8 protein-coding genes are annotated in these 12,559 nt (G+C 41.2%); 1 reads left to right on the top strand and 7 read right to left on the bottom strand.

Translation table 11 applies throughout. The features are described 5' to 3' along the window. Positions 1 to 17 precede the first annotated feature (17 nt). The 7 genes from ABIE50_RS13420 to ABIE50_RS13450 all read right to left on the bottom strand — a co-directional run bounded on the left by ABIE50_RS13420 (position 18) and on the right by ABIE50_RS13450 (position 11,118). Entirely contained in the window at positions 18 to 3,251 is a 3,234-nt protein-coding gene (locus tag ABIE50_RS13420; RefSeq protein WP_209860755.1) for a hypothetical protein, read from the bottom strand. A gap of 44 nt (positions 3,252 to 3,295) precedes the next feature. Next, positions 3,296 to 3,604 carry a hypothetical protein gene (locus ABIE50_RS13425; RefSeq protein ID WP_209860754.1) on the bottom strand — a complete coding sequence of 103 codons (309 nt, stop codon included), beginning with the start codon at positions 3,602 to 3,604 and terminating at the stop codon, positions 3,296 to 3,298. Between the two features lie 20 nt (positions 3,605 to 3,624). Then, complete coding sequence (locus ABIE50_RS13430) at positions 3,625 to 4,266, bottom strand: hypothetical protein (protein WP_209860751.1); 642 nt, start codon at positions 4,264 to 4,266, stop codon at positions 3,625 to 3,627. Between the two features lie 1,480 nt (positions 4,267 to 5,746). Next, complete coding sequence (locus ABIE50_RS13435; protein ID WP_209860749.1) at positions 5,747 to 6,655, bottom strand: hypothetical protein; 909 nt, start codon at positions 6,653 to 6,655, stop codon at positions 5,747 to 5,749. An 883-nt stretch (positions 6,656 to 7,538) separates the two neighbouring features. Then, positions 7,539 to 7,961 carry a nuclear transport factor 2 family protein gene (locus ABIE50_RS13440; protein WP_209860747.1) on the bottom strand — a complete coding sequence of 141 codons (423 nt, stop codon included), beginning with the start codon at positions 7,959 to 7,961 and terminating at the stop codon, positions 7,539 to 7,541. A gap of 931 nt (positions 7,962 to 8,892) precedes the next feature. After that, positions 8,893 to 9,909, bottom strand: coding sequence for a terpene synthase family protein (locus ABIE50_RS13445; protein WP_209860745.1), 1,017 nt, complete (start codon positions 9,907 to 9,909; stop codon positions 8,893 to 8,895). A 186-nt stretch (positions 9,910 to 10,095) separates the two neighbouring features. Continuing rightward, positions 10,096 to 11,118 (bottom strand): terpene synthase family protein, encoded by a 1,023-nt coding sequence (locus ABIE50_RS13450; RefSeq protein WP_209860743.1) that lies wholly within the window; start codon positions 11,116 to 11,118, stop codon positions 10,096 to 10,098. A 676-nt stretch (positions 11,119 to 11,794) separates the two neighbouring features. On the opposite strand from ABIE50_RS13450, the gene ABIE50_RS13455 reads away from it, so the two are divergent. Beyond that, positions 11,795 to 12,043, top strand: a complete 249-nt coding sequence (locus ABIE50_RS13455) for a helix-turn-helix domain-containing protein (protein ID WP_209860742.1) — start codon at positions 11,795 to 11,797, stop codon at positions 12,041 to 12,043. Positions 12,044 to 12,559: the final 516 nt, after the last annotated feature.

The following is a 12,559-nucleotide window of genomic DNA, read 5'->3' on the forward strand; positions in this document are numbered from 1 at the left end:
CATTTTTGGAGATTCAACTATTGAGTTATAGGAACACGGTACTGATACTGGATTAATTTTAAGATTTTGCCATCCTGATCCTTAATTGTCTTTAGGCGCCCCAACATGTCATACTCGTAATAAGTAGTTAATCCACGGTTATCTGTTTCAGAAGTAATCCCCAAAAGTGGAGTATAGGTGTAGGTATTCACGATGGCATTCGGAAGAGCAGTACGTATTTTATTGAGCTCATCCCTGAGCTGCTGATCATTGGCAGGTGCTTGCAAAATAGTATTATTCACTAAGGCCGACACGGTCGTATAGTCACTGCCAACAACCTTTGCTACAGGATACTGATTATCATACCCCCATAAGTAAACCTCCCACACATCATTTACCTTAGCTTGTTGACGGATGTTACCATAATTATCGTAATTGGCAAAGGTGATCCACGGCTTGTGTCTACTATCTAACACCATCGAAGCAGCGGAAACGCTAACCGGTACATAGTTCGTCACCGGTTCTGAGTATTCAAAACCCCATGTGATAGCTGGAAACGGCCTATCCGGCTTATAGGTGGTAACCGACGCCGCGACCGTTGCGCTGCCAATTGTTGTATATTTTTCAACCACGCTATTGATATTATGGTTAGTCTGCAAATATTTTATACCCGTAACATCCGGGGTCGCTGGCGTTCCGGTGATCGTGTAATCCAAAGGATATTTATAGTAGGTAGTTTGTGCCTGGTTTAATGAATTTGTCTCAATTTTTCTGCTTAGTTGAGCATGTTTGGCATTATCATAATAACTACTCACCGTTTCGACAATGCTGCGATTGTTGTCCAGGTCAAATACTGAATCCACTCGTTGCACCTCATAAATCCAGGGACAGACGATTTGGGAAGGTACAAGCCTGTAGCCTTGATTCAAGGGCTCATCGGCGCAGCAATGGCCACAATAAGTTGGGTTACAGTAGGGGAAAGTATAGCCATATATTATTGGAGTTGAGAAATAATTGCCATTTTGAAGATTGCCAGTATTATAATAATAATCGGTTCTCGAAACTTTTCTGGCAGAAGAGTCATAGTTAATTTCCCTTAGTAGGCTACCTCGCAAATAATCCATATCAGAGGTATACTTCTCCGATGCTCCAATATTGTAATAATTCATGGTGATGCCACCATGATACTCGGGCAGATGCATATTAGGGGGATCAAAAGAAAACTCTGATACTTTCTTTCCCAGTTGCGGTTCACCAAATACTTCGGTAACAGTAGAGTATCCAACATTGCTGCCTCTTGTACTATTCAGGGTAGACACTGGAAAGCTAGATCGGATAAAAAATTCACAAGTCGGTCCATTTCTATTGGTCAGCTTTCTTTCTGTAAATTGGAAGTCGCTGATCAGGTTTCCGGAAGAGCGGTTGGCGTCATAACTTGTATTATAATAGAACTTATGCCTGTTCGGCACACTCGTTACACCATCGGAGTTAATTATTTCTTTAATCCTCAGACCACCGGTAGCGATTTTTTTGATTAATATGACTGAATCAGAATAGGTGTAATACTGAGCCCTGATATAGGCATCCTGCCCACTTCTGCTATCTACGGTGGCCCTTAACCGATAAAGACCAGAATCTAATTCTATGCTCAGTGAATTGGATACATTCCTAAGATTGTGATATTCGAGTAAAGTTGTCTGCACATTCTCAGCACTAACTTTGTAAAGATAAACTGAAGGATTATCTTCTCTGGACGCAGGACCATTATTGGTTGCTGCATAGGTAATCAAAACCTCCTGCTTATTACTAATGGTAAGATCAGTTTGGTTGTCAACTACACTGGTACCGCTGGTTGGACTGAACGCGGAAGCAAGTCTATTGTTGGCAATTTTAGGACGATAACTCACCTGGCTACCATTTTTTAGGCCATACTCATTTCCTTCAAAAACCAGCTCGGTACTGCCACCGGTAGGATATGTGATCCGTTTAAGCATGCCTATCGCTGCAAAATTAGGCTTAGGGTTCCTGTCGGCACCTGATAATGAAATATGAATATTATTGACAAAGGTATCAACCTGTGGCAGTAGCGTGAAGTTACTTTCGCCATTAAAGTATCCCCAGTAGTCCTGAGATTTGGAGTTAGTAGCAGGGACTGCCGCCGGAGAGTTATACTCAAAAGAATGCCATTTTTTGCCTATAGCGCTGCTGCCTTCTTCAGATATACTGTCCAGTTTCAGCCGACGGTATCTTAAGTCCGTTTGCGTTTCAGAGCCGAAATAGCTATACTTAAATGCGAAGTTTTTTATCCGTCTTCCCTTTTTATCTAAGACAGTAACCGAGTCCAGCTTACTCCTTGATTGAGCGTCCCTGCGGCCCGCGGAAGAATAAAAATTGATCGTGCAAGAAGGAGTTGTAATACTCTTTAACACTTTTGAAGCAGCCCGTACTTGCATGAATGAGTTGGATGCAGTCATCACATCGCAGGTGCCGGCTATCCGCTTATAATCAACTTCGCTGCTTTGTTCACTGATTACATCGTCCACATCATCAGCATAGGTAAAGTAAGCATTTCCATATGGGGTGATAATTCTGGACAGGTACCAAGCAGACTTAAATGGATTAAATAATGTTCCCCCTTCGGTATAGGAAGTTTCTGAAGCTGAAAACTGGTAAATGATACCGCTTTCATCCACTATCTGTATACTGTCCAGCCGTTTGGGGTAGGTAATCTGAAGCGGCTGAAAAGGGATGATATGGGCGTTATTAGCCGGTGTGGCATCAATAATGAATTTGCCGCTTCTCCCGTTAAAGTTAAAAGCGAAGTTGTCGGGTTGCAAATCAAGTATTCCTACGGCGGCCTCCCTGATTCTGTCACCAGACTTCACAATGGAATCCAGCACAGCTAGTCCACCTTGGGTCATATATCCTAGTTCATCTGGCCTGACATTCATGCTCCTTGTGACAGCGCCTCCTGCATTCAATGTCCATCCCAGGCCAACTTGGGATGCCAGCTCACTTACTTTAAGACCGGAGCCGTAGTAACTGAGCGAAATTGGTAAGGGAACTTTGCCGATACTTGCGGTGTATAAAGGCACGTTGACACTTGGAATCCCAGTATAAAGACCAACTGGCACATCTCCATACTTTCCCAAAGAAGCGGCATTGGGAGATGGGGGGATTACTTTCGGGATGTCAATCATCCCGGTGCTGGTTTGAGCAAACCCGCTCATTTTTAAAAAGAATAAAAGCAATAGTAAATACGAACCTTTCATGGCGTTATCATTTGAATGTTTATTATTTCATGTTATAGTGATGTTCAGAAATTATATCCAAGCCTTACTTTGACGGGGTCAGTGCGGGGAATGTGCTGGTTGTACAGGAAATCAAACAGCAACATCATATTGCCTTTCAACTTACTATTAATCTTGTATTTCTTACTGATTCCAATCAACCCACTCTGGGTCCATTTCTGTCCTATACTTTCAGGGACGCCGGCATAGTCCGGCTGGAAGTTTTGCTCATAGCCGCCGTTAAGAAAGAATGTGCCCTTTAGCTTCCAATCTATAAAAGAGCGGATGCCCATACCTTGACTGGAAAAATGGATATTATCCAGTCTTGTTCCCATGCCCAGTTTATAGGAAAGGCCTATACCAACGCTTCCGTTCTTGTGGAATTTATAGGCAGCCTGCCCAGTAAGATCACCGGTAGTGGGAAGAATTTGTTGCTGCGCTGCAGCTGGATGTTGCTGCCAAATTCCAGCCTTTGCAACAGCCGCTTTGTTTTCATCTCACTAGGCTTAAAGTCCGGCATTTCTGCGGCATTATCCAGATCCGGGAATTTGCTTTTCAGTTCATCGAATTTGCTGCGGGCTTCGGCCATCTGCTGGCTTACTACGGCGCTGGCGTTAGGGCCGCTACCCAGGCGCTGCTGGATCAGTTGTTCCACCTGGCTGCGGGTTTGCATTCCTTCCAGGTTCTGAGCTGATGCCGTAGAGCCTTGTATACCAAACAAACCAGCAAGCTGGGAATGCCTTTGCATGAAGTCATTAAAAGCGGGTATTTGCTTAATTACCTCCATAGCTTTTTGCTCTGCTTTTCTCTTATCGCTAAAAGCCTGTTTATACTCCATAAGTTGCTGGCTGTAGTAGTAGACTTGTTTGTTCATCTTCTGTAGCTCCTTGGTAAACCCTGCATACTGGCTCAGTTGCTGCCTTAACAGCTGTTTACGCTCGCGGATATACGCTTTAATGGATTCCGCCTCGGCAAGTTTATCTTTAAGGCGTGCCATAGCATTTAGCGAATTGCTTATTTTGCCTTTAACCGCTTTAGGTCCATCCAGTAAACCATCCCCCCGTTTCATAAATGAAAGCCAGGTAGTGATACTGTCCAGATAAGATCCCCCTGTTGATGTTAGGGCGCCGGCATAAGTCCCATATCTTCCCGTAATGGCAGTTTTGACTTCAGCGACTGAGGCATATTCAAATAGAGACTGGGCCTTAAGGGAGTCCGAGCTAATTATTTTTTTCTTAATTCGATTTTCCTGCTTTATGAACCGTCTCAGGGTTTTATCAGCTTTTTGGCCAACCAGGCGCTGTAGCCGGTCGGACTTGCGTTCCAGGTCTGCATAAAATGCTTTGGATACAACGGCGGTATCCTGGATGCTGAAAGCCTCGTGGCTCCAACAGGTAATAGGGGATGCAATAAATGCAATTAAGATTAAAAATGGTTTCATAGATCTTTTAATGTGATATTAAAATCCAGGGCCACAGATTTATTTTCGCTTCAGTGGATTTACACCCATCTTAACCAGCATTTCTCGTAAGGCCGGTAGCGCATGACATCTTCACCCACCGGCTGCATGTTGCATAACCGGTAGCGAATAAACGTTGCTACAAACCAGACGCACGAAAAACGATGCTACTTTTGATAATACCTCTTCCTATCTATCCTTATTTAGAAAGGGGAGTCAAAAAATAAAATCATATTGGGTAACACTAAATAACCTTAATTCTTTGGAGCAGGTTAAAACTAACAATACAACAAACACCCCCAAAAAAAACTTAAAACAAACAACTAGCAATCCTCTAGGTACACAGATCAATCAGTGGTGACTGTCTAAAAGGTGACACAAATAGCGATCTGCCACATAACGACCAGCAAATTAATATACCTAAGTATAAGATGCATTATTTTAGAAAAAATACGTAAATACACGCAATAAGTTTAATACGCATAAATACGCAAGGCGCAAATTATAGTCTGTAGTCCTGACGAAATAAATGTGAGAGGGCTAAGCGCATTGAATGTGCGTAGTGTTATAATCCAATATCAATATTTCCGAAGGTTCCGCAGGGTAGGCGCGCCTTTTTCTACACATACCATTTACCACAGCTGTTAGATTATAGGCCTAACACATTATTGTAAACTTATCAAGTCTGTCAAAAGGGCGTGGTTCATGAAGTAAACCCGCGTACTGCGCTGGCATGTTTTAAATCGTGGGTAGAGTTTTTAGGCACCAATCACCAGCTATGCTTAAATGGATATAACTGCAAGGGGCAAACGAAACAAAAGTGGCTATTGTAATAAACTGGTATGAATTGATATCATTTGGCGCGTACATTATAATATAGTAAATTGCGTAAATGGGCTCTCTGGTAATCCATTAAGTAGCTAAAAAGTTCTTATAAATAACTGAAATCTAAATAATTAGCCTCTACGGGCGTCGTGTAGTCGTCCCACCGACACAGAAAGATAAAACTACCGGGATTCTATATAGTGTTTTTATTAAGGACAGCCTCAAATTCGGATTTGTATAAAACCTCCAAAGATTCTACGCCCGCCTTTTGGATAACCTTTATATACTCATCCTTACCTAAAACGTCAAACCAAAAATTGCTACCAGTATAATCTTGGATTCTATTTGTATCCAAATATTCGAGAACCTTTGGATGTTTTATGAAAAGCTGATATTGCTTCTCTTGCATTTCCTCGATTGCCTTCTTGTTGTTCTCAAGCGTATTGTCTGTATATTTTATTAAATAAATACACTCATCAAAATCGTCGCCTTTCCCGTAGTTATGGTCACCACCATAGTGCTTGAAGCTATGAAGCTTGATAGCAAAAATTTCGGATCCCATGTTCACCGGAAAAGATGTTGCTTTGCTATCCTGTTCTAAACTGAACACCTCGTCTTTATAGTATATATTCAACATAAACAGGGCGCCAAGGGCATGCAATAGGTTCTTAATATTTCCATATTTCAAGTTCTTTACCCGGTTATGTTTCACGGCTTGATAAGCCTGTTTCCATTTGCTTCCACTTGTTCCCCTTCTGTAAGCTTTAGCCAAAGGAGAAATAATCCTGTTGTTTTCAGACTCAAAGTAGAAGTTAGCCGCGGACAAAATTAGCCTCTTTTTGCTCAGTAACCACTTATTTTCAAGCAGCTGCAAGCAGTCAGTATCAAAATAAAGATCTGTTTCGTTCGCAGCTGGTGGACCACCTAATCTATCATATAGATCTTTAGAAATTGCTTCAATTTCCACTGAGCACCTTATAAGTAGATCAGCTATTTTAATAGAATAAATATTTAATTGTGCATCGTCAAAATGAATTTGGTTGGATAATTCCAATGTTTCCCTTTCCAGATTTTTGTACACCGCCCAGTAAAGATTAATCATAATTGTCAATGTTTAGTTAATCAAACACGTTATTAGTTAATCAAACACGTTAATTGATTGTCAACATTTCGAGTTAAGTGTTTTTCATGATCAAGCAATAATTTCCATGTGTATAGTCATTGTTGTCCGTGATCCGGTGTTCAATCGGCGGCTGAATGCCTATTAAGCGGGCGTGGTCAAAAAGCCTTACATGGAACAATTTTCCCTCCTGATTTTGTCGTAATTTTTCTATATACATCTCTTTTGAATTGAAATTGTGATGGACAAATATATTCCCTTTTTGTGCCGAATGACCACCTCAAACTTTAATGTCCAGCGATTAACATTTCATTAGCAACGTAGCGTTGCAAATGAAAGTAGCCCTATGTATAATTTTACGCCCCGACCAAAAACGTGCAGGGATACACTAAATCATTTCAAAATGTGTTATCTTGCATTCATAGCTCTTTCAAAAAAAGCTCAGGAACTAAGTGGTGAACTCACACTGGTTGCTGATCCTAAATTCTTGACCTTCAATTTTTTGAGGACGCAGTTCGTCGTCCAGTCATCCCGACTATGTTTTGAAGCCCGCTCTGGTAGTGGGTTTCATTTTCTATTAAATTTCAGCCCAGGTTAAAATATTCAATTTTAAGCCCCCAAAGTTCGAATCCTGCCGTCTCATTCATGTTTCATTTAATTAGAGATCCGAAAAATGAGTTCCTCTTAATTGAGGTCAGAATTCCTTTTATTCATTTATATGGCCCTTGCTTGTACTAATGAATGTAACGAAGACAAGATTAGCAAGTCGTAGTAAAAAATATATTTGGATCTGATTTCAATAAGTTCTTCAATCCAATCAACTCTTTTCATTTGCATTTGACCCGCGGGGCTCTTACAAATGCACCTAATTTTCGACAGGCTTGGCCTGACCTGCCTGTTCGATTAGTTTATGGATAGGCTGGCCGTCGTAATCATAAATGTATAACCGCACCTCTACAATCTTTCCGCTCCTAAAAGTGAATTGCTCACAAAGAAGTATATTTCCGTCACTGTGGGCGATCGCTGCCTTGCTGATCGCAAATACCTTATCTTCGTCAGCATAAACATTCAAAAGATGGAAGTGTTTGAAATCATAAAACGTTCTCACCTTGGGGTAGAACTGTTCAAATGCCTTCATACCCCGATAAGTACCGCCGAAGGGCAGAGAAGACGGTTCGTAAACCACCATAGAATCGCTTACCCTATCCGGATAATCCGTCAACTGCTTCTTTTGGCCGATCATCTCCATCACAAACGCCTTGTTCCCGGCCGTATCTTCTTTTTGCATACTATCTGATTTGCAGCCGCTCACTATTCCTACCAGGATAGTGAAGAACAGCCAGATTTCTATTCGCATACAGAAAAGCCTCAAAGTATATGCCAGCGGTTCCGGTAACAGTCTGGCCATGCTGGAGCAACTGGCGGACAGTGACAATTGCGGTGCCAAGTGTGTCTCTACATTAAGGGTAAATCACATTATTGAAATTTATAAAATTATTCCGCGAAAGGCATTTGCTATAAAAAGTATAAAATATTCATTTTCAAATCGCTAGGTTAGCCAAACGCCGCAAATCCATTAAGAATAAGTTCGAAAATTGTACAGGGAGGGCGACTAAACGTATCAAAGCATGAAGTTCAAAACATCGGATTTCATGCTTTTTGCTTTATAACGGGCACTATTTACGCCGGGAACTAAGTGGTAAACTACCACTTTAAAAAACGCGTAAATCCGCTACAGCAGATGCTTTTCGTCGGGACCAGGAACTGGACAGTTCACTGCAAAGGATACCATCTCATAACAACGTTCAAATTAGTATCCCATCTTCTCATGTTTGTCAACAAATTTAGTTTCATCTTCAATTAGCCAGATTCACGCCAAACCATTTACCATTGGATGTTTCAGAGTAGCCATATTTATGTATCCCTATTTTTTCCTTTACAGATCTGAATAAATCTGTAAGCCTGGAAAAAAATCTTTGATACATTTTATATCAACGCATGTCAATTGGTGCAGGAACTAAGTGGTGAACTGGGCCAGGAACTAAACATTTTTTACTTTTAGTTCCTGTAACGTCATATCTATTTGATTATCAACTTTTTTACATTTATTTCAATTTGCTTCTATCTCTATCATATAATCCAGGTTATCACAAGGGGAAAGGTGACTGTTCGGGTGCCTTTTTCTTTATTATATTGGCACCCGAGCAGTCCTTAATACGCTAGAAATGTTTAATCTCTATTCTGTCTATTGTTTCGCCCTTTCCATTTGGCGGCACTGCAAAGCCACCGGGGTCGTACCGCTTCGTTCCGCTTTGGTAATACCAGTTATTCAAACCACTGATCATTTGCTTTATGTAGTATATAAATTCGGCCGTTTCTTTTTGATAGGGACTAAAATCCGGTAGATGGTTTGATAATGTTACCATTTCGTCTACAAACTCATCGTGAATCCTCATTCCTTCTGTGCAGGCTTCATCAAAAGATATTTTATGATGATGCTGTAGCAATGTGATGATATTGAAAATCTCTGATTCTATTGCGAGCTCTTTGCCGATAGTGGCAAAATCGTTTTGAAGTGCTACAATGATAGCCTGCAGCATAATAATACGCTGGATAACGGTATGATTATAAATATAATCTGGTAAAGCAAAGCCCGTTGTCGGGCAAATCAAATCAACAAATGGAATCATGCCGATTGAATTGGCACGGATTAAATGAAAGAGGGGAATAGGAGGAATTTCCTTGCTGATCTTATAGGGTGATTCTTCCATAATTCCGTCTGTAACAAAACGGTGCTTATAATTCGTGGCTATCCGCTCCAGCCAGAAGTCTGGCATTCCCAGCGCAATCCACTCTTTTCTGTTTGTTTGCATCTGACGTAATATTCCTTTTTCATCCGGCCGTGGATTGTCTCCCATCATTACCTCAAAAATCCGGTCCCTGAATGCCGCAATCTCCTTTGTTGGTAAAAGTTCAACAAAATCGTCTGTTACCGTCATATAAATGGCAAAACGTGTTGCATGGCGGACCCTATCCCTTTCGACAGCAGCAGGTATCATAAATGGGCCAACATCGAATAGTCGCATTTTTCTATATCTTGCCATTGCCTCTTTTGATAAAAATTGATAGTCCTGGTCATACCAATCGCTTTCTTCTTCATTGAAGGTTCCGACGAAGGGGCTTTGAAGGGTTGTCCAGGGATACACCGGCTTCGGGACATTAAATTCCTTGTTCATAGATGATGTTTGGTTTAAAATGAGGAAAATTCGTGTTAATGAGCGTTTTTAATTCCCTGCAATGCTTTCGCATAGGAATTCTTTTTCAGATTTACAGGACGAAATGCATCATCCCATTAATGGTAAATCAGATCCTGATAGGGTTTTCAGAATTAAACCTTCTCTGTGTCGGTACAATTGTTTTTGCTATTTAATGTATGCTGAATTTCTTTTGCTCAAAGCCTGCTTTACCGTTTGGACGTCAGGAAATCCCTCCATAGAATTATACCTGTCGAGTTGAGATGAAATGGACTTCCACCCATTTAATGTCATACTGATATAATGGACCCTGTTTATTACAGCATCCTGCCAGGTACCAAAGTCTGGTAGAAAATCCTGTAGATATTGAAATTCCCTCAGGTATTCATTATGGATGTGCAGCGCCTCCATACATGCGCCCTCCAGTGAGATGTTCCGTTCGTGTTGAATTGCCTTTACAACATTATAGTAAATCGCTCCGGTAGCTTCGTCTTTAAGTACGGATTGGACTTCGTTGAAGCAAGCCATCATGCGGACAGCCAGTGCTTTTAGACGTTTCATGCTATTGTGCTGATGTATGAATTCCGGGAGAATAACTTCCGTTTCAAGGTCCAGCAGTTCCAGGAATGGGTAAAGGCAAAGCGAATCTTCCCGAATAGCCAGGCATTCTTCTACTGAAGGGAATTCTTTTCGGGCCTTGTAAAAAAGCTCCTGTTGAAGACCATCGAAGTACTTCTGAATGCCCATGATGAACCGGTTCATCGATTCTTCGGGGAGAAACTGGGCCAGTTCTTCCCTGAGCGTAAATAGTAGTCCTGCAAGAGGAATCTCCACGTCATTCCTGGCTCGTGTTCCTTTCAGAATTTCCAAAGACTGGTCACGGACACGATACAGCTCCTGAAGATTAAATTCTTCACATCTGTCATCATTATAAAGTGTCCATAACATGAGTCTGCATACGGGCTTCAATCGCTCAGTACTGGCCGTCGGAAACCACTGAGAGGCGATATGTGCAGTCTTAGTCATTTTGTACTTTTTCCTGGTGGAAGGATCGTTCTGATATAGCCCCAGATACTCCCCATCTATCCAGTGTTTTTCAGTAATTTCCTGCATGGCGTTCGCAAATGGATTTTTGAGCATGGGAAAAGGATAGTGGAACCGGGAAAGGATTGAAGTGATCTTTGTATTCATAGAAATTCGGGTTACAGTGAGGGAACTAATTATTAATTATATCCTTGCCATTCTAATGGTATTCTTTCAAGATGAGGATCGACTGCGCCGGGCTTTTACTTTTCTTTATTTCAGGGCTGTTGTAATTGGGCAATTGTAGAATTAGAAGCGTTTATGGGGCTTCGAAAGGCAGCCTGCTCTGAAAGTAGCAGCCTGATCAAAATTGGGTTTTTATGGTGACAACGGTACTTATTCCCGCGGGCTATTTTTAGACGTCTTTTTTGCTTATATGTTAACTCGTTTATATGTTAAGCTGCGTAAGGTGGGGAAACGTCTGTAAGCCGAAAAAAGGAATTTGTGGACATTTTAATTTTCTTTTGTGGTTATTTTGCTTAGTTACCGGGTTAAAACTGGTTTATATAGAATAAAAATTATGAGTATTTAAAGCTACAAAATGTTGTCATACCGTCCAAGAAAAATTTAATCTATAATAATCAACATTTTCCGTTGAGTTGCCAATACATCATTCAAACGATGCTTTTAAATATACCGATAATGGCGGGCAAATAACCCTTCAGTATTTCCTCGATAAAGGTCTTTTCAGATCTTCATTTGAAACAGGTCTGCACCTGGCTTGTGAGCTTAAAGCAAGCCGGTATATTTATTTCCTCGTGACAGACACCGGAATTGCACGCGAATGAATATCAGCTGCACCAAACTTTACCAAAAGATCAAAGGCATTTCAGGGCAGTCTGTTGGAAAGTTTATTAAGACTATCCGCTTAAAGCGGGCTATCTACATTATGACACATGAGGACGTAACGCTTTCGGAGGTGGCAGACCGGATTGGATTACAGAGCGGGTCCTATTTTTCCAGAATGTTTAAGAAGGAATATGGCAGTTCGCCATCTGAGTTTGTAAGAAACCTGCGTAATGGAGGCAAGTAGATACTATATCATTATCTCTTTGTAAATGGTATCACTATGAATCTGTGTGAGCTGTTGAATTCTTTGAGCCCTCTGACTCACTATTGAATCAGATTATTCCCAACTATAAGGCGAGATAACGATGCTTTAAGAAGAACCTTTCCGGCAATTTTTCTGAAGAATAGCGGTCAGTTCGAAGTGCCGGAAGACTACTTGCACAGCGTGTAAGTGAAGCTAGTTCGAAATCTTTACGGCCCGACCCAAAACGTGCAGGGATACACTAAATCATTGCAAATTGTGTTATCCTGCAGTCATAGCTCTTTACAAAAACGCTCAGGAACTAAGTGGTGAACTCACATTGGTTGCTGATCCTAAAATACCATAGTTCAATGGCCTTTGGTATCTGCTGGCAGCTAACCGGATATAGCCCCTGCCGCTGGCTGCCACTTAGCCACTCTTTAGCAATTGCATAACATCTGCTGAAGGTGGTTAAATCAGCCATTATTTATACTCAAAGGAACTGAAATGTCCCAAAAG

Origin of the sequence: Chitinophaga sp. OAE865 (genome assembly GCF_040546735.1) — a bacterium.
In the GTDB taxonomy this organism is placed as follows: Bacteria; Bacteroidota; Bacteroidia; order Chitinophagales; family Chitinophagaceae; genus Chitinophaga; species Chitinophaga polysaccharea_A.